The sequence below is a fragment of the Shewanella eurypsychrophilus genome (genome assembly GCF_007004545.3).
Classification (GTDB): domain Bacteria; phylum Pseudomonadota; class Gammaproteobacteria; order Enterobacterales; family Shewanellaceae; genus Shewanella; species Shewanella eurypsychrophilus.
On record NZ_CP045503.2, the window covers coordinates 485,896 to 503,602 of the forward strand.

The following is a 17,707-nucleotide window of genomic DNA, read 5'->3' on the forward strand; positions in this document are numbered from 1 at the left end:
ATACAAGAGGAACACAATGAAAAAGTCTCTTCACCTTAGCGTTTTGGCGCTGGCTGTTAGCTTAGGTCTATCAGCGTGCTCAATGAATACCGCAACCAAGATTACTAATACGGACTCAGTAGCTGCACCGCAGACTCAGCAGGAGCCTGTTCAACAGTATGATGCCAAGACTTTCTTCGAGACGACCACCTATTTCGGCTCGTCTTTCTCTGCCGATGGTAAGTCGATATTAATCGGTTCGGATCAATCTGGGATCTTTAATCTGTATAAGGTCGATGCCACAACGGGGTCGCAATCTCCTTTGACAACATTTACAGATACTACCTATCCCGTATCTTGGTTTCCTAACGATGACAGAGTATTGCTGACCCAAGATAATGGCGGCAATGAGCTTTATCATCTATTTGTGCGAGAACTCGATGGCCAGGTTGTCGATATCACGCCGGGTGATGAGACTCGTGCCGGTTTTGTGAACTTTACCAATGATGGTCAATACTTCTTTGCGACAACTAACGAGCGCGATCCTAAGTTTATGGATCTCTATCGTTATGATGCTAAAACTTATGAACGTGAGTTAGTGTTTACCAATGAGCTAGGCTTCGATATCTCAGAGGTCTCCAGTGATGGCCATTTTGTTTCTCTCTCTAAGACCCATACTAATAGAGACAGTGATACCTATCTGTTAGATTTCAGGAAGCGTATCGCTAACCCCAGCCTTATTAGTCAACATACTGATCCTGCCAACTATAATCCTATGACCTTCTCGGCGGATGGCAGTGCCTTGTATTACAGTACCGATGCTAAGGGCGAGTTCTCTCAAGTATGGCAATACGATATCGCCACTGGCGAGCATACATTAGCGGTGAAAGATGACTGGAATGTCAGTTTTGTTTACTTCTCAGAGTCTGGCCGTTATCGCGTATCCGGTGTGAATGCCGATGCCAGCACTCGTATCAGCATCTTAGATACCAAGACAGGCAAGGCCCTTAAACTGCCTACGTTACCCGATGGCGATCTTCGCAGTGTTAACTTCTCTAAAGATGAAGCCAGAGTCGCTTTCTACATTAACTCAGATACTTCGCCATCGAACCTGTTTGTATGGCAGCTAGGGACAGATTCCGCTAAACAACTGACTCAAGCCCTGAACCCTAAGATTAATTCAAATGACCTGGTTGCCAGTGAAGTGGTGCGTTTCAAGAGTTTCGATGACTTAGCGATCCCTGGATTATTGTTTAAACCTATCGATGCCAGTGCAGATAACAAGAAGCCAGCCATTGTATTTGTCCATGGTGGCCCAGGTGGCCAGAGCCGCACTGGCTATAGTGCTATGCGTCAGCATCTTATCAATCATGGTTATGCGGTATTTGCTGTCAATAACCGTGGTAGTTCGGGTTATGGTAAGACCTTCTTCCATCTAGATGATAAGAACCACGGTGAGAATGACCTGCAGGATATCGTTTACGGTAAGAATTACCTGCAGACATTAGATTGGATCGATAAGGATAAGATTGGGATCATGGGTGGCAGCTATGGTGGTTATATGACGGCAGCGGCTTTGGCCTTTGAGCCTGACGAGTTTAAGGTCGGTATCGATATTTTCGGTGTCACTAACTGGGTGCGGACGTTAGAGTCTATTCCACCTTGGTGGGAGTCCTATAAAAAGGCACTTTTTGATGAGATGGGCGATCCTGCCACCGATGGTGAGCGTCATCGGGCTATCTCACCGTTATTTCATGCGCAGAATATCACTAAGCCTTTGATGGTGATCCAAGGGGCAAATGATCCTAGAGTACTTAAGGTTGAAAGTGATGAGCTGGTGGACAAGGTGAAGCAAAACGGCGTACCGGTTGAATATGTGGTATTTGACGACGAGGGCCATGGGTTCCGTAAGAAGCAAAACAGAATTACCGCCTCTGAAGCCTATGTGAAGTTTCTCGATACTTACTTGAAAGGTGATGCCAGTCAGCTTCCTGGTGAGCGGGTTGCAACTAAGTAGCGGCGAAACATGCTGATTTGATTTAGAACGTTAAAGGCACTCAATTGAGTGCCTTTTGTTTTATAACAGTGGGTTATCGCAATTGGTATTAACTTGCCGGAACAAAAGCCTCAGGAAAGTGACGCTCAGTGCTTGAGCCAAGCTCCACAACAACAGCTTGTTCATCGACATGAATAAAGAATGGCTCTATTTCATCGTCTGGAGTGTTGGCTGCATCTGGATCATCATTTTGAGCCACGCAGGTGTAGCCTAAGCCATATGTGCCAGCATCGAGAAAGCCGAACTCGTATCCCTGACCAATTTCATTCTCATCAGCATCCAGAATCGGGTTAACCCGAGTCGATGCGATAGGCGCTACTTCCGTTAATAGGTAAGGCTCATTTTCTGCTCTGAAATCAGCCATATCAGCTAATGTAGTATCGATTGGGTAGAGATAAACAGCTTGGCTGTAGATATCTGGTAGGCCTAAATCTACGGCTGCTGATTGGCAGTCTGCGAACGTATCTGGACTAATTTGTCCTGAAATTCCGCCAATTTCATTCGCGTTAACGAGTTGAACCGATGTTGGTTTTAGGGTCCAGTAATCTTTATTACCATGGGGGGCTTGTAGTCCTTTAGCTAAGTTAAATTCGGCTACAAAGGTGTTGCTTCCCTCCTCAATCGAGAAGGTCTTATTTAAAAATAATCGGCCAGTGTCTTCATCTTCGGCGCCGACGCCACCGCAGGAACCATTGCTATTGGTTGTTAGCCCTTCAATCCCGTTGGCCGTTTCTACATAAGAGCTGTCAGTGGAGCCTGTTTCACTTTTTTGCATGTAGATACACATCTGGTATTCGCCTATTGGCACAGACTCACCGCTCACAAGTGTAGCCACTTCGGCCCCCTGTACAGTTAACAGATCTACGTGTTTAAGCTCACCGCCGTCAGAGACATCGAATGAGATTGAGCCTTCACTATTTTTTAAGACGACCTGCTTGAAAGCAATATTGACCACTTCAGCATCGGCTGGATTATCTGATACGCCCAGGCTAAATGTGCCTGTAGTGGGATCGGGAGTTTCTGGGGAGCTATTGTCGCTATCGCTGCCACCGCATGCTGCGAGTAAACTTGTTAGTGCTATCGCTAGCAGTGTCTTAGTATGTTTCATGTTTCACCTAATCATCTATTTATGAATTGCAGGAAAGCTTATGGGGATCGTGTTATAGCGCTTTCTTCATAGGATATTTCGTTAAATATAGTTCTTCAACGGGCATTAGGATAGAGACTGAGGATTAAAAGTCTATGAAGAGTGAGACAGCATAGCGGAGTATGTAGCAGGTTTAATCTGAGGTAAGGGATAAGTTAATCAATTAAAAAAATAACAAGGTGCTATAGATAAATAGCACCTTGAAACTGGGTATTTTAGTCTTCTGGCAACTCAGCATTGTGGTAGACGTTTTGTACATCATCACAATCTTCAAGCGCAGCAAGGAACTTTTCAAACTGTTCGACCACTTCTGGATCGGTAATTTCTGTCATTGTCTGCGGAACGAAGGTGATCTCTTCTACTTCGAAATTGATATCCGGAGTCTCTTCAGTCAGGGATGTCTTGACCTTAAAGAATTCAGTGTGAGGGGCAAATACACTGACAATACCGTCTTCAAGTTCGACATCAGTCACATCGACATCGGCCATCATAAGCGCTTCAAGCACGGCTTCTTCATCTTCACCTTTAAAGGCAAAAACAGCTTGGTGATCGAACATGTGACTAACAGTACCTGGGCCGCCGAGCTTAGCATCGTTCTTCACGAAAGATTGGCGAACCTCGGTAAAGGTACGCTTACCGTTATCGGTTAAGCAGTCGACGATAACCATAGCGCCGCCAGGGCTGAAGCCTTCGTAGCGTGCTGTTTCATAGTCTTCACCACCGCCGCCTTTAGCCTTGTCGATAGCACGTTCGATAACGTGTGCAGGAACTTGATCTTTCTTGGCTTTAGCGATCAGTTGACGAAGTGGTAGGTTACCGTCGGGGTCGAAGCCACCATTTTTTGCGCAAACATATATCTCTTTGCCATATCTTGAGTAAACTCTGGTTTTTTGACCAGCAGTTTTAGCCATAGACTCTTTGCGGTTTTGGTATGCTCTTCCCATCTTGCCCTATCTCATTATGCGTAAAAAATTGTTTGCAATGTTAGCAGCTTTAACGGCACTTTGCAGGGGTAAGCTTTGAAATGTGGAAATAGCTCTCAGTTTACCAAATGAAAACGGTGTAGATGTTTGAAGCGTGAATGCATTGCTTTAGCTAACTAATGAGCAAAAACCGTTAATGGCTACACTCATCACAGTATATCTATGACTGATTATTGCTTGGTAAGGTAACAAAGTCAGGTATATCGAGAAGTATATAGTCGGTGTTTTCACTTAGGCTCTGATAAATGAACTCGATAAATACTTTATATTTACGAGGCAGATAGGCTCGCTGTGGAAAACAGATGGTGACCTTAGTTTGTGACATAGGGAAATCTTCTAGCAATGGAATAAGTTGTTTGTCCTCTAAGGCTTGTCTGGCAATGAGATCCGGCACAGTGGCTATCCCTAATCCCTCTATGGCGGCTTCTCTTGCCAAAGTGACATTATTAACCGTCAGTCTTGCTTCTGGCTCATAAGTGACCCAATTCTGGCCATCAAATAGGGTCCAGCTAGCATCGATATGGGCTGATTTGAGCCGTATACCCTTATGTTGTTGCAGATCTTTAGGCGTTGTAGGTGTACCAAATTTTTCTAGGTATGCGGGGCTTGCCATCAAAGTCTTAGCCGTGTTGATCAGATCGTAGCTCTGCAACCTTGTATCTGTGGAATTGGTTATTTGAAAAAGAATATCGATACCCTCTTCAACCACATCGACCTTACGGTTACTGAGCTCTGCTTCTATGGTGATATCAGGATATTGCGCCAGAAAACGAGCAAAAATACGCCCAAGAAACAACTGACCTAATTCAATAGGGCAGACTAAGGTCAGATTACCTTTGATGACTTCCTGATTAGCGCTGAGCTGATCTTCGGCATTTCTGAGATCGGTTAAGATCCTATGGACCTTGCTGTAATAAGCTGAGCCTGCCTCGGTCAGCTTGAGTTTTCTGGTGGTACGAAACAGCAGTTGTACGCCAGCATCGGCCTCTAACTCGGCTATCTTACGGCTCACCGTGGCCTTGGTTAGACCTAAAGCCTTAGCCGCTGCGGTAAAACTGCCTTGCTCGACGACCTGAGCAAACATCTGAACGCGATTCAAATCCATGATTGTTACACCTGTGAAACAGTGGGTTGAATTTTAACTATCTAATAAACATTAGGAGACAGTAGTAGACTATCAATGTCTAATCAAGGAGTCTGTTATGTCCAAGAGCAAAATTTTTATTATCGGATCATTATTAATTGCGGCCCTATTGGGTGGTGGTTACTACTGGTGGACGCAAGTGCGCTTCTTTGAATCGACAGACAATGCCTATGTTGAGTCAGACATCTCCCATATAAGTGTCAAAGTACCGGGTTATGTGGTGATGACAGATATTACCGATAACCAACATGTGGAAGCTGGCCAGCTATTGGCTCAACTCGAAGATAATCAATATGTCGCTAAAGTCGCTCAGGGTAACGCAGAGTTAGACAGTGCCATCGCAGATCAACAAACATTAATCGCTAAGGTGAGTCTGCAACATGCCTTAATCAATCAGGCTGAAGCCGGGGTTGCTGCAGCAAAGTCAGACCTTTCTAGGGCACAGCAGCAGTTATCGCGATCGAAGAAGCTAAAGGTGAAAAACTATAGCTCCCAGGATGATGTCGATGAGAGGCAAGCCGGCGTCGAGTCATCCGTAGCTCATTTGGATGAGGCTAAGGCGGCGCTAATCGCTCAGCAAAGAGAGCTTGCGGTATTCAATGCTCAGCTGCAACAGATAGATGCCAATGTGGTTAAGGCTAAGGCCGGGCTTGAACTGGCCAAGATTCAGTTAGAAGATACTCAAGTGCGTGCACCATTTTCAGGTGTGATAGGAAAGCGTGGGGCCATGAAGGGCCAGTACGTGCAGCCTGGGCAGGCACTATACAGTTTGGTGCCGGATGGGGCTGTGTGGATCACGGCAAACTTTAAAGAGACCCAGATCCAGAATATGCAGCCTGGTCAGCAGGTACAGGTGAGTCTAGATGCGTTTCCCGACCAAACCTTCACAGGTGTAATCGACAGCTTGTCACCTGCTTCCGGCGCCAAATTTAGCTTGCTGCCAGCGGAAAATGCCACCGGAAACTTCACCAAAATAGTACAGAGAATTCCGGTGAGGATCCGTTTGGACTTGAGTGAGGCTCAGGCGCGAGTCGTTCCTGGTTTGAGTGCTGTTGTTAAGGTCGATACCCATAGCGAGCCACTCGATCAAGCCATTGCTGCCAATCTAGGTCACTAATTATGGCGACTGCAATATCAACAGCAGACAAAGCATCACAGGTAGAGGCTCAACCCAAGGGCTATGAACGGGGCAGCCGCAGAGCCTGGATTGCCGTGTTTGGTGGTCTTATCGGTGCCTTCATGGCGATTCTGGATATTCAGATAACCAATGCTTCTATGAAAGAGATCCAGGGAAGCCTAGGTGCCACATTGGAGGAGGGGTCTTGGATCGCAACGGCCTATCTGGTTGCCGAGATGATAGCCATTCCGCTCTCTGGCTGGCTCAGCCAGGGGTTATCGGTGCGCCGTTACCTGTTGTGGACGACCTCCTTGTTTATCGGTGCATCACTCTTGTGTTCCATGGCCTGGAACCTGGAGTCAATGATCGCCTTTAGGGCCTTGCAGGGCTTCTTTGGTGGCGCCTTGATCCCTCTGGCGTTCAGGCTGATTTTAGAGTTTCTTCCTGATAATAAACGCTCAGTTGGAATGGCCTTATTTGGGGTTACAGCGACTTTTGCACCATCAATTGGGCCAACATTGGGTGGTTGGTTAACAGAGCAGTTTAGCTGGCACTATCTGTTCTATATTAACGTGCCTCCAGGGTTGTTGGTGATGGCCATGCTTGCCTATGGCTTAGAGAAGAAACCTGTCATATGGGACAAGCTTAAGAATGTGGATCTTTCGGGGATTATTACCATGGCGCTGGGCATGGGCTGCCTGGAAGTCGTGCTCGAAGAGGGTAACCGTAAAGATTGGTTTGGCTCAGATCTGATCCGTAATCTAAGTATCGTCGCAGTCATCAATATCTCACTGTTTATCTATATTCAGCTGAAAAAGAAAGAACCTCTAGTTAACCTTAGGTTGCTGGGGCAGAGAGACTTTGCCATTTCGACACTGGCATACTTCTTACTCGGTGTAGCGCTGTTTGGGGCGATTTATATGATCCCTCTCTACTTGTCACAGATCCATGATTATAGTCCGCTGGAGATTGGCGAAGTGATTATGTGGATGGGCTTTCCCCAGTTGTTGGTACTGCCTTTTATTCCTAAGCTTATGGAGCGTTTTGATGGCCGTTATCTAGCGGCATTTGGTTTCGCCATGTTCTCTTTAAGCTACTATATGAATAGCCACATGACTGCAGACTTTGCCGGCGATCAGATGATTGCCTCGCAAATAGTACGTGCACTAGGTCAGCCATTTATCTTAGTGCCCATAGGCATTATAGCGACCATGCATATCAAACCCCATGAGAATGCCTCTGCATCGACAGTGCTTAATGTTATGCGTAATTTGGGTGGCGCCTGTGGTATTGCCTTAGTGGCAACCATGACAGATAACTTGTCCAGAGAGCATTTGGCCAATATCAAAGAGACATTACCCGCCGTTAGTCCTCTGGCTAATGACTACCTGACTCAAACTGCAAATGTGTTTATTCAGGCTGGCTCAGATCCTGTCACTGCCTCGGCGCAAGCCAACGCCATGCTGAGTCAGACCATGACACAGCAAGCTTATATTCAAGCCTACAATGATGTGTTTTTCATATTGTCAGTCTTGTTACTTGTTGCGGTCGTTGCGGTGCTTTCAATCAGAAAACCAACTAAAAAAACTTAGTTATATTTGCCTGCTTAGATTATTAGCCTCTGTGATAAACTGATCTTTTACTGGGTCGGAGAATGGAAATGCAATGGAGTGATTTGGCGTTTGATGCACTCTCAGTCGATGAGCTATATGAGCTAATGAAGCTCAGGGTGGATATATTTGTGGTAGAGCAAAACTGCCCTTATCCTGAGTTGGATGGTAAAGATCGTCACCCAGAAACACGCCACTTACTGGGGAGAAATCCGCTTGGTGAAATCGTGGCTTATTCACGTATTTTAGCCCCAGGGATAAGCTATCCAGAAGTAAGCATTGGCCGTGTCGTTGTGGCTAAGCAGGCTAGAGGTGCTGGAGTTGCTCACCAACTGATGATTGAATCGATAAAGTTAGCCAAGAAAAATTGGCCCGATGAGAATATTCAGTTAGGTGGACAGGAATATTTGAAAAGTTTCTATCAGAAGCTGGGATTTGAACCTGTCTCTGAGGTGTACCTAGAAGATGGGATCCCGCATCTGGATATGCTGTTCAAGCGTTAGTGAAAATGAGTGAATAAAAGGAACACATGATTTATGCATAAATCATGTGTTCCTTTTTGGGTAACGCCTCAAAAAATGAGGTTTAATCCCTTAGCTGAACCGATGGATGATAATCCACATTACCATTACTACAGATCGATGCTAGTTGGTCCTGTTGAGCGATAATGGCCAAAGGTCCAGAGGGCAAATGGCGGACAAACAACAGCCGATAACCAAATCGGTGCAGGCTGTATAGTGCCATTTTTTGCTCAGCGTTCATTAATTGCCAATGCTCGCTTTGCTGTATGGGGCTAGTTCGCCTATCTTGCAGTTGTTGTGCTATTTGCATATTTTTATCTTTACGTATGCAGGCCGATGCTGCCTGACTGTTTGCACACTAATGTGCCTTCATCTGATCTCAAATTGAAGATTAGATGGTTATTATAATATCACTGTATATCTGAACAAAAATTGAACTGCATCATCGTATACTTATTTATGGGTAGATAAAAGTCATTATTGCGAGCTGCCTCACAGTTTATTAGGTGTAGGTTTATTAGGAGAGGTTAACTTGCTGAATTATATAGAACCTGTGTTTCGACCACCCTCTGAGTGGAAATCACTTATTTTGCAGGTGACTAACGGCTGCAGTTGGAATCAGTGTAGCTTTTGTGACATGTATACAGCACCACAGAAACGTTTTCGTGCTCAGAAATTAGATCAGATCGTTGAGGATATTCTAAAGGTGTCACAGCTAGGTGCGTCTGTCAGTCGGGTTTTTCTGGCTGACGGTGATGCCATGAGTTTGCCTTTCTCCAGACTGGAAGCCATCTGTCTATTGATTAAAGAGCATCTCCCCCAAGTTACCCGGATAAGCAGTTATTGTTTGCCGAGAAATTTAAACAATAAGACCCCTGAACAGCTCTTAAGGCTTAAAGAGTTGGGCTTAACCTTGCTCTATATTGGCTGTGAAAGTGGTGATAATGAGGTACTTGATCGCATCGAGAAGGGTGAGACTTATGAGTCTTCATTGAATGCCTTGTTAAAGATAAAAGCCGCTGGCATCAAGTCTTCTGTGATGATACTTAATGGCTTAGGAGGCACTGAATTATCCCATCAGCATGCGGTTAACTCTGCTAAGTTAATGAATGCGGCTCAGCCCGAGTACTTGTCTACATTGGTGGTGACGTTACCGTTAGGGACACAAAGCATGGATGCGAGATTTGACGGTGCATTTCAGCTACCCGATCAAATGGGCTTATTTAAAGAGATGCAGACGCTATTACAGGAACTCAATCTCGATAAAACAATATTTAGATCCGATCACGCATCTAACTACCTGGTACTCAAAGGAATACTCGGTAGAGATAAAGCCCAGCTACTCGCTCAGGTTGATCAAGCCATCACACAACCGCAGCAGACCATACTCAGGCAGGAGTGGCAGCGAGGTTTATAATACCAATGCAATAGGTATAAATTACTTTTGTGGTTGCATCAAGGTGCCATCATCTTTCAAGGATGACACAATATTTAAACAGTGATCTTTGAACCACTGGATCAATGGGTCCCTATGTACTCTTGCATGCCAGTAGAGAGTACTTTCTAAGGGGGGAAGCGGCGCGATTGATGCGCCTACAAACTTATCTTTCCATAGTTCATATTGCAGGGCACGTTCAGGAATAAATCCTACATGTTTACCAGCCATTAAACCATGCATCATGACCATTATTGAGTTGCTAACAAAACTCACTTTACGCGTTAGATTATGAGCCTGCACCATGAGGTTTATTTGACCCTCAACGAGGTTCGATGATGAGTATTCAGCGGTTTCATAAGAAAAAATCTGCGTTAAACTGGGGTTTTTTATCTTCGCCAGTGGATGTGTTTTTGCAAATGCCGCGCAATATTGGTCTTGATTGAGCCGGCGGCCATATATATTAGCCGGTGGCGCCTCTGTACCTCCGGCGGCTAAGTCCAACTCACCAGATTCGAGCATAGTGAACAGGTCTCTTGGTTTATGAACGAACTCCAGTTCAACATTGGGCGCCTCTTTCATTATCTTATCTAACATCATAGGGATCATTTGCTGAGTGAGATCATCCATAAAGGCGATACGAATGACGCCATGGGTTTCGGCAGGGTCGAAAGGTTGTTGTAAAATCAGTTGGCTACTCATCTGCAACCACTCTCGTAATTTTGGGAGTAGAGCGATGGCATGTTCCGTTGCTTTGATCCCCTGACCATGTTTGACAAACAGGGGAGTATTAAACAAGGCACGTATTTTTTTGAGGTTTTGGCTCATGGCTGGCTGAGAGATGTCGAGTCTATCGGCACTCTTAGATACGCTTTGCTCTTCGATTAAGATGACTAAACTCAGTAATAAGTTTAAGTCACAGCCTTGAATTATTTTCAGATCTGAATGATTCATGGAGTCATACTTTCGATTGTCAGGTGAGTTTGTAAGATGTCAGACAGCTCTTTTCTAAACCATTTCTGCAGCTCGGCATTACGACTATGGCTATTCCAGCAAAGCTTAAGTTCCAGAGCAATAGGCTCACCTAACCAGTTAAAGGACTCTGCTTCATATTCAGATAGTAGCTTAGTGATATAGTGAGGGATAAGCGTGGCGGTATTCTCAGTCTTAAGCGCCTGGATCATCGTGGACAGTGAACCAGATGTGAGTGCGTATGAGGCCTCTTGTGCGTTTATTTTTTTCAGCGCATTAATCACATGGATTTGGTTATGTTCTTGATATTGGTATCTCAACAGTTTCAGGCCTGTTTCCGCATTATATTCGCCTTGCTGTACGGCGAAGTCATGGCTCAAAGAGACCATCTGCCAGTTAGCTCGCGCTAGCGTCATACTTTGGATGGGTTTAGGGACATTGTCATAAAATCCGACGATAAGGTCTACCTGACCACGACGTAATTCCTGAAACCCATCTCGTCGTTGGGTTAGATATTCAATTTCAAGATTAGGTGCTAGCTCATTCATTCGGCTCAGCAAAGGCGCAATACACAATTGGGCGGTGGCATCGTTCATGATAAAACGTATGCGCCCTCGTGCCGTCTTAGGATCAAAGTCATCAGTTTCTAACAGTTCTATGACCTTCACCAGCAAAGGCTTTAGATCTTGTTCTATGCTGAGTGCTTTATTGGTTAATGTCATGCCATTGTGCCCCTTTACTAACAGGGGATCTTCGAACATAAGCCGTAATCTTTTTAAGACCTGACTCATTGCCGATTGAGATAAATTAAGCTGCTTAGCAGCCTTAGTGACATGTGCTTCTTTCAGCAATACCGATAAAGCTATCAGTAAGTTGAGGTCACAATCTTTTAGTTGTTCGAAGTTTCTGTGTAATGGCATCCAGCGGCTCGAATAAGTTAATTCGTTGACAGCTCGACTATAGTGTAAATGGGATTATGATCAAAGCGGTAACAGTTGAAATTAGGGGGTGTTAAGTGAAAAAAAGGCCGATCCTTGGCCTTAGGGGTCACAAACTAGCGTCTTAAACAAAGATATTGATTAAGAGGGAAAAATCCTTTTAAAGGTCCTTCTTGTTGAACTACCTAGCTATCCTTAACTAGGCTTTAGCATCCTGCTAATGTCATTTTATTTCCGTATTGGTTTCGCATGTATAGTCTCTATTTCACTTCAAACCAGGACATCCGGGTTCTGGGCGCTTCCTGCTAAGTTGAAGTCAGTCGTCCTTGTGGTAACTTGTTCCATGTTACAACTGGCCAACACATCCTGTGTTAATTGCATCTTGCTAGGCCTAGCTTATCTTTCCTGATTCAATGAGTAATACCAATGGGTATTAAATCCTTTTTAAGCAGTGCAACATCCGTATTAACCTGAGCCTATTTTCCTAACAGACTTTCCTTAACTAGAGAGAATGAATCCCTTCTATGTCAGACACTCAATCCTAGAGTTATCGGGTCCATATATTCTGACAAAATGTGCGTTAACACGCTGATAGCCTATCCTTGGCAGTCAGAGTTACATCTCAAGTTTAAGATGCAATAACTTGTGTTTCACTGGTTAGCGTGATGATAACGCGACGCTCTAGAGCACGCTCTTGAGTCGTATTAGCATGAGCACCTTGCTCACCAGAAGCTTGTTTCTCTAGCTGTTTAACTTCAACACCATGAGAAGTCAGGTAATCTTCAACGTGCTGTACACGTGCTTCAGATAGATTCAGGTTGTAAGTCGCATCACCTTGGTTATCTGCTTGACCGTTAAGCATGATGACATCGCTGTCATTTTTCTTAGAGATGCGAACGACTTCGTCAAGCTTTGCTTGAGCTGTGCTGCTTAACTCTGAAGAATCAAAACCGAATAGGACAGCAATACTGCTCTTTTCTACTTTTGTCTCGTAGACTGGCTCAGGGCGTGCTGCTGGCTTAGTCTCTTTGATCACAGCAGGAAGAACGACAGCTGTTTGAGTTGGCGTTGGCTTCACACCGAAACGGTAAGTCATTTGAAGACCTACAGTTTGCGCATCCATATTGGCAGTGTTCCATGCTGACTCATCGATACCGGCGAAACGACGGTATTTAGCAGAGACAGATAGAGAGTCAGTGATGTTGTAACCCACACCAGCACCAAAGTAAGCAGCAGTATCAGTAGCGCTTACATATTTATCAGCATTCATCTGATGTGCAAGGTGGTATTGGTAAGCACCGGCTTCACCAGTTAGGAACCACTTTTCATTTAATGGAAGTGTACCGACCATACCTAAAGTAAAGCCATCAACTTCAATGCTTTGCCCATTATCGGTACGCATGTGATTGTCATCAGCAGTACCAAGATCTTGCCAACCGGCTTCTACAGCGAAGTATTTGTTTAGCTGGTAACCAACAATGGCGTTCCAAGCTAGGTCACTGTCGTCACCGAGGTAATCGCCGTTTGTTACATCTACTGATTCGTAGTTGCTTTGACCTGCACCGGCACCTAAGTACCAAGTGTTGTCGATATCTGCAGCGTTTGCATATGAGAAAGTACTCATAAGTGCGATAGCTAGTAGTGATTTTTTCATCTTTGTGCTCCCTAATGGAAATTTCAAAATCATTATGTGTTTTGTTTCTATGGGGTGCATTTTGGGGGAAGTAGATAATTTGATCGATAGAGTATCTCTTATAATGATTATTCGAATTCATTATGTATAGCCTCAAAGTCTTAGCTGGCTTAAGTTTCGATTAAGTTTTGTGCTTAGAGGTTTTATGAATGTTTATGGATTTCATCCGATACTATACTTGTATGTTATGAATGGTATCTTTTGTAACTATTTGATTTTTATTGTTGAGTTTAATTTATGATGATTTCCGTACTTTTTATTGCCCCTATTGAGTCAGCAAACGAATATCTTATTAATAGTCAGTCTCAACTAACTATTAATAAGGTAAATGAATTAACCTTGGTTTTTATTTGTCTACCTTTCTATATGAACTTCTCGCACCGGGCAGGGGATTTTAATGCCTGCGGCGTTCAGTGCTTTATAGATAGCCAAGTTTGTTTGGTACTTATCCTGATAATAAGTTTGTGTTGGTACCCAGTAGCGTATGCCTATTTCGATACCTATGCTGTTAAAACCATTAATACCGACATGTAGGCCCTTATCTTGGTATACCTGTGGACTCTCAGCTAATAGCTTGGTTGTCAGCGCTGTTACGTGTTCAGGATCGGTTTGGTAGCTGATGTTAAATCGGGTTTCGACTAGTTTGTTAGCAAAAGAGTTATGCAATATCTCGCCAACGATATGCTTGTTAGGGATATTTATCTGTTCGCCCTCCTCATTGGTCAACACTGTCATCCCTAGAAAAATATCCTTAACGACACCAGTGACCTCTTTGACTGTGATGGTGTTACCTACGACAAATGGTCGGGTGACTATGATGGTGATGCCTGCAGCATAGTTAGACAGCATTCCTTGTATGGCAAGGCCTGCTCCAAGAGAAGCTGCACCAATAGCCGCAACCATAGGTGTGACACTGATCCCCAATTTCCCCAAGGCTACAATGGCAACCATGATGATGATAAGTATGCGAACTAAGTTACTGACGAAGCTGCTTAAGGTGAGATCAATATTGTGCTTTTCAAATTGTCTAGTGACAAGGTTTGAGACTTTAGCTGCTAACCATAACCCGATTAAGAAGATGATGAATGCGCCGACGAGGCGGAAGCTGTATTGCACTAAAAATTCAGTGATCAGCGTATATACGTTTTGTAACTGCTGAAGCTCCTGTTGCAGATGTTCTTCCGGCATAACTTGTCCTTTTTATCGCTGGTAAACTTGAGACTAATACTCGATGGTAATGTTACTCACATTTACTGACAATTGTACTGATATTGTAAGGGAATTTAGTAAAACTTAGATGAGCCATATGACAATCTGAGGATCAACGTGAAGAAGATCATGAATTGGGTGTGAGGTTACTGTAGCGCCTCGAGGGATCGGATACCCTGATATTCTATAACCCAATTTTGGAGCTATTTTATGAGAGCGCTTATTTTTACAATCTGCACCCTGTTTGTTGGCATTGCTCAAGCATCTTACTACGCAGAAGGTGAGCGTGTTGCGCCCATCACACTGCAAGACCAGTTTGAGCAGCAGGTAGTGGTTGATGCTAACACTCAGGTATTGCTATTTAGCCGCAATATGAAAGGTGGCGACATTATTAAAGAAGCATTAGAGAAAAAAGCGGCTGATGGTCAGACTACAGAAGACTTAGTGTATGTTGCCGATATCAGCGGTATGCCTTCATTAATCGCTAAGTTTGTGGCTATTCCGCAGATGAAGGATCTGCCGTTTTCAATGGGCTTAGACAGAGATGGTGATGTTTCGAGCATGTTGCCCGGTGAGAAAGACAAGGCGACCTTGATTAAGCTTGATAAGTTAAAGATCGTCGATGTAGAGATTTTTGATTCGAGTGAAGCATTACTAAAAGCCTTGTAAGACTAATTCTGATAAACATTAACGATATAAAAATGGGCGCGCTGCGCCCATTTTTATATCTGAATCTTATAGGAGTTGGCTTAGTGCTATTCGGCTTTTTGTAATATAGAAAATATCTCTTCTTTCAAATGAAGCTTCTTCATTTTCAGTTCTTGGATCTGGTTATTTATATCACTGTCGCTGTGCTGCTCAAGCTCCTTGATTTCATGATCAAGGGCATTATGCTTATTAAATGCCTTGAGGAAGTGGTTGTCATGACTCTTAAGTTTAGTGATCAATTCTCTGTATTCGGGAAACATGTTTTAACTCCTTTAATCTGCTTTTATCCTTTGGTTCAAGTTTAAATTAGCCCAGTTTTTAGACAATGAATGTGATCTATATCAACTAGACTAATAATAGTTTTTAGACGATGCATACAAGCTAAAAATTGTGTATACGCATGAGTTCTATAGGCATAAATGGCTTTGGGTCTCTATAAAACCAAATAATCTATTCTGTAACTGTCTTACATCAAAATATTTACCTGTTGCCAGAAAAAGTGTGATCGAGTTAACCTTATTGGCATCGATACTAGGTTAAAGTCGAAAATAGAAGAATTTTATAATCAAAATTGAAAGGGGTTTTCACAATGTCTGATGTATTTCACTTAGGCTTGACCAAGAAAATGTTAGATGGAGCAAGCTTGGCGATAGTGCCAGGTGATCCTGAAAGAGTTAAACGTATTGCCGAATTAATGGAAGGGGCAACATTTTTAGCGAGTCACCGCGAATATACCAGCTACCTAGCTTACATAGACGGCAAGCCCGTTGTTGTTTGTTCTACCGGTATTGGTGGGCCATCGACTTCAATTGCAGTTGAAGAGTTAGCTCAATTGGGTGTGACGACCTTCCTACGAGTCGGTACTACCGGTGCGATTCAACCTCAAGTCAATGTGGGTGATGTCATTGTGACTCAGGCTTCAGTACGCTTAGATGGTGCTAGTTTGCATTTTGCTCCAATGGAATATCCAGCAGTAGCAAACTTTGAATGTACTACCGCTATGGTAGCAGCGAGTCGTGAGGCTGGCCTTGAGCCACATATTGGTATCACCGCTTCATCTGATACCTTCTATCCGGGTCAAGAGCGTTACGATACCGTATCTGGACGCATTACACGTCAATTCAAAGGCTCTATGCAAGAGTGGCAAGATCTTGGTGTGTTGAATTATGAGATGGAGTCTTCGACACTATTTACTATGTGTGCTTCTCAAGGTTGGCGTGCAGCCTGCGTTGCAGGTGTTATTGTGAATCGTACTCAACAGGAGATCCCTGATGAAGTCACGATGAAGAATACTGAAGTCAGCGCGATCTCTATTGTTGTTGCGGCGGCTAAGAAGTTACTCGCATAAACAGGCCCTAGCGATTAGCTGGAGTGTTTAAGATTAAGCTTCCCTGCAATTAGCTTAATACTGCTGTAATACAGATAAAAAGGCGCCTCAGGCGCCTTTTTTATACCTGTGATTAAAATGAATGAATAGATGTCTTGATCTATTCCAGCCACTGCTTTTAAGTATTAAATACCATTAAATTAAGGCTCTTTACATAAATTATTGTCATAGTAAATAACCGGTTAGCATGGTTGGACACGTTTCAGTATCATTCTTTGACATAATATGTCGCGAAGAGGAGTTTCTGCTGATATAGTGGTTTTTACGGAAACTATCATTCCAAGGGGGAAATATGGAGTTTTCAAGTGCCTTTATCTGGGCGTGTTTAGGGGTGATTTTAATGCTGGCGGAGATCGTTATTCCCGGTGGTATTGTTATTTTACTCGGTGGTGCATGCTTAGCTGTTGCCGGAGCGTTAGCCGTAGGTCTTGTGGATGGAATCGTTCAGGCATTGACCATGTGGTTTATTGTTTCTATTGTGTTGTTATTGAGTTTTAGACGAGTCACTCAGAAGCTGGTTGGTGGTGATGCTCATGTTGACAACACCGACGAAGAACTAGACCTCTATAACCAAATTGCTTTAGTAAAAGAAGCTATTGGACCCGCACAAAAGCAAGGTCGTATCGAATTTCAGGGCACCGAATGGTCTGCCTTAGGTGACGGTAGTGAAATTGCTGTCGGTACACAAGTTCGTATTATCTGCAGGGACAATATTGCCTTTGTCGTTGAGCCCCATGAAAGGGCGTAATTGTCTTAATTTGTTTGTTATTTATTTAGATTAAGAGTGTTCGTGCTCTATCGTTAAGTA

General features: G+C 43.8%; 17 protein-coding genes. 8 read left to right on the forward strand and 9 right to left on the reverse strand.

Annotation, left to right across the window (positions count from 1 at the left end; all coding sequences use genetic code 11):
- The first annotated feature begins 16 nt into the window (after positions 1–16).
- Positions 17–1,996 carry a S9 family peptidase gene (locus tag FM038_RS02055; RefSeq protein WP_142871726.1) on the forward strand — a complete coding sequence of 660 codons (1,980 nt, stop codon included), beginning with the start codon at positions 17–19 and terminating at the stop codon, positions 1,994–1,996.
- 88 nt (positions 1,997–2,084) lie between these two features.
- Here the strand turns inward: FM038_RS02055 and FM038_RS02060 are convergent, their stop codons facing one another.
- The 3 genes from FM038_RS02060 to FM038_RS02070 all read right to left on the reverse strand — a co-directional run bounded on the left by FM038_RS02060 (position 2,085) and on the right by FM038_RS02070 (position 5,270).
- Positions 2,085–3,143, reverse strand: coding sequence for a DUF4382 domain-containing protein (locus tag FM038_RS02060; protein ID WP_142871727.1), 1,059 nt, complete (start codon positions 3,141–3,143; stop codon positions 2,085–2,087).
- A 254-nt stretch (positions 3,144–3,397) separates the two neighbouring features.
- On the reverse strand, positions 3,398–4,126 hold the full coding sequence (locus FM038_RS02065) for a YebC/PmpR family DNA-binding transcriptional regulator (protein ID WP_142871728.1): 729 nt from the start codon (positions 4,124–4,126) through the stop codon (positions 3,398–3,400).
- 199 nt (positions 4,127–4,325) lie between these two features.
- Positions 4,326–5,270 (reverse strand): LysR family transcriptional regulator, encoded by a 945-nt coding sequence (locus FM038_RS02070; RefSeq protein WP_185965734.1) that lies wholly within the window; start codon positions 5,268–5,270, stop codon positions 4,326–4,328.
- Between the two features lie 97 nt (positions 5,271–5,367).
- On the opposite strand from FM038_RS02070, the gene FM038_RS02075 reads away from it, so the two are divergent.
- The 3 genes from FM038_RS02075 (at position 5,368) to FM038_RS02085 (ending at position 8,539) form a co-directional block, all read left to right on the forward strand.
- On the forward strand, positions 5,368–6,426 hold the full coding sequence (locus tag FM038_RS02075; protein ID WP_142871730.1) for an HlyD family secretion protein: 1,059 nt from the start codon (positions 5,368–5,370) through the stop codon (positions 6,424–6,426).
- A gap of 2 nt (positions 6,427–6,428) precedes the next feature.
- Entirely contained in the window at positions 6,429–8,018 is a 1,590-nt protein-coding gene (locus FM038_RS02080; RefSeq protein WP_142871731.1) for a DHA2 family efflux MFS transporter permease subunit, read from the forward strand.
- Between the two features lie 68 nt (positions 8,019–8,086).
- A complete protein-coding gene (locus FM038_RS02085) occupies positions 8,087–8,539 on the forward strand; it encodes a GNAT family N-acetyltransferase (protein ID WP_142872888.1) in 453 nt (150 codons plus the stop codon).
- A gap of 82 nt (positions 8,540–8,621) precedes the next feature.
- Here FM038_RS02085 and FM038_RS02090 read toward each other — a convergent pair whose 3' ends face one another.
- Complete coding sequence (locus FM038_RS02090) at positions 8,622–8,867, reverse strand: hypothetical protein (protein ID WP_142871732.1); 246 nt, start codon at positions 8,865–8,867, stop codon at positions 8,622–8,624.
- Positions 8,868–9,089: 222 nt separating this feature from the next.
- Between FM038_RS02090 and FM038_RS02095 the strand changes: the two genes are divergently transcribed.
- Positions 9,090–9,974, forward strand: a complete 885-nt coding sequence (locus FM038_RS02095; RefSeq protein WP_142871733.1) for a radical SAM protein — start codon at positions 9,090–9,092, stop codon at positions 9,972–9,974.
- Positions 9,975–9,995: 21 nt separating this feature from the next.
- Here the strand turns inward: FM038_RS02095 and FM038_RS02100 are convergent, their stop codons facing one another.
- The 4 genes from FM038_RS02100 to FM038_RS02115 form a co-directional block, all read right to left on the reverse strand.
- A complete protein-coding gene (locus tag FM038_RS02100; protein ID WP_142871734.1) occupies positions 9,996–10,946 on the reverse strand; it encodes a LysR family transcriptional regulator in 951 nt (316 codons plus the stop codon).
- On the reverse strand, positions 10,943–11,884 hold the full coding sequence (locus tag FM038_RS02105; protein ID WP_142871735.1) for a LysR family transcriptional regulator: 942 nt from the start codon (positions 11,882–11,884) through the stop codon (positions 10,943–10,945). The genes FM038_RS02100 and FM038_RS02105 overlap by 4 nt, the downstream gene beginning before the upstream one ends.
- 646 nt (positions 11,885–12,530) lie before the next feature.
- Entirely contained in the window at positions 12,531–13,556 is a 1,026-nt protein-coding gene (locus FM038_RS02110) for an outer membrane beta-barrel protein (RefSeq protein ID WP_142871736.1), read from the reverse strand.
- A gap of 393 nt (positions 13,557–13,949) precedes the next feature.
- Positions 13,950–14,783 (reverse strand): mechanosensitive ion channel family protein, encoded by an 834-nt coding sequence (locus FM038_RS02115; RefSeq protein WP_142871737.1) that lies wholly within the window; start codon positions 14,781–14,783, stop codon positions 13,950–13,952.
- 231 nt (positions 14,784–15,014) lie between these two features.
- Between FM038_RS02115 and FM038_RS02120 the strand changes: the two genes are divergently transcribed.
- Positions 15,015–15,473 (forward strand): hypothetical protein, encoded by a 459-nt coding sequence (locus tag FM038_RS02120; protein WP_142871738.1) that lies wholly within the window; start codon positions 15,015–15,017, stop codon positions 15,471–15,473.
- 86 nt (positions 15,474–15,559) lie between these two features.
- Here the strand turns inward: FM038_RS02120 and FM038_RS02125 are convergent, their stop codons facing one another.
- The gene (locus FM038_RS02125; protein WP_142871739.1) at positions 15,560–15,772 is read right to left on the reverse strand and encodes an HP1242/YdcH family protein; all 213 of its coding nucleotides are present in this window, start codon (positions 15,770–15,772) and stop codon (positions 15,560–15,562) included.
- A 329-nt stretch (positions 15,773–16,101) separates the two neighbouring features.
- Here FM038_RS02125 and udp point away from each other — a divergent pair, with 329 nt between their 5' ends.
- A complete protein-coding gene (gene udp / locus FM038_RS02130; RefSeq protein ID WP_142871740.1) occupies positions 16,102–16,860 on the forward strand; it encodes a uridine phosphorylase in 759 nt (252 codons plus the stop codon).
- Positions 16,861–17,191: 331 nt separating this feature from the next.
- Entirely contained in the window at positions 17,192–17,647 is a 456-nt protein-coding gene (locus FM038_RS02135) for an NfeD family protein (RefSeq protein WP_142871741.1), read from the forward strand.
- The last annotated feature ends 60 nt before the right edge of the window (positions 17,648–17,707 follow it).

Coding starts and splice junctions, on each gene's coding strand:
- FM038_RS02055 (WP_142871726.1), top strand. CDS start 17: ATGAAAAAGTCTCTTCACCTTAGCGTTTTGGCGCTGGCTGTTAGCTTA.
- FM038_RS02060 (WP_142871727.1), bottom strand. CDS start 3,143: ATGAAACATACTAAGACACTGCTAGCGATAGCACTAACAAGTTTACTC.
- FM038_RS02065 (WP_142871728.1), bottom strand. CDS start 4,126: ATGGGAAGAGCATACCAAAACCGCAAAGAGTCTATGGCTAAAACTGCT.
- FM038_RS02070 (WP_185965734.1), bottom strand. CDS start 5,270: ATGGATTTGAATCGCGTTCAGATGTTTGCTCAGGTCGTCGAGCAAGGC.
- FM038_RS02075 (WP_142871730.1), top strand. CDS start 5,368: ATGTCCAAGAGCAAAATTTTTATTATCGGATCATTATTAATTGCGGCC.
- FM038_RS02080 (WP_142871731.1), top strand. CDS start 6,429: ATGGCGACTGCAATATCAACAGCAGACAAAGCATCACAGGTAGAGGCT.
- FM038_RS02085 (WP_142872888.1), top strand. CDS start 8,087: ATGCAATGGAGTGATTTGGCGTTTGATGCACTCTCAGTCGATGAGCTA.
- FM038_RS02090 (WP_142871732.1), bottom strand. CDS start 8,867: ATGCAAATAGCACAACAACTGCAAGATAGGCGAACTAGCCCCATACAG.
- FM038_RS02100 (WP_142871734.1), bottom strand. CDS start 10,946: ATGAATCATTCAGATCTGAAAATAATTCAAGGCTGTGACTTAAACTTA.
- FM038_RS02105 (WP_142871735.1), bottom strand. CDS start 11,884: ATGCCATTACACAGAAACTTCGAACAACTAAAAGATTGTGACCTCAAC.
- FM038_RS02110 (WP_142871736.1), bottom strand. CDS start 13,556: ATGAAAAAATCACTACTAGCTATCGCACTTATGAGTACTTTCTCATAT.
- FM038_RS02115 (WP_142871737.1), bottom strand. CDS start 14,783: ATGCCGGAAGAACATCTGCAACAGGAGCTTCAGCAGTTACAAAACGTA.
- FM038_RS02120 (WP_142871738.1), top strand. CDS start 15,015: ATGAGAGCGCTTATTTTTACAATCTGCACCCTGTTTGTTGGCATTGCT.
- FM038_RS02125 (WP_142871739.1), bottom strand. CDS start 15,772: ATGTTTCCCGAATACAGAGAATTGATCACTAAACTTAAGAGTCATGAC.
- udp (WP_142871740.1), top strand. CDS start 16,102: ATGTCTGATGTATTTCACTTAGGCTTGACCAAGAAAATGTTAGATGGA.
- FM038_RS02135 (WP_142871741.1), top strand. CDS start 17,192: ATGGAGTTTTCAAGTGCCTTTATCTGGGCGTGTTTAGGGGTGATTTTA.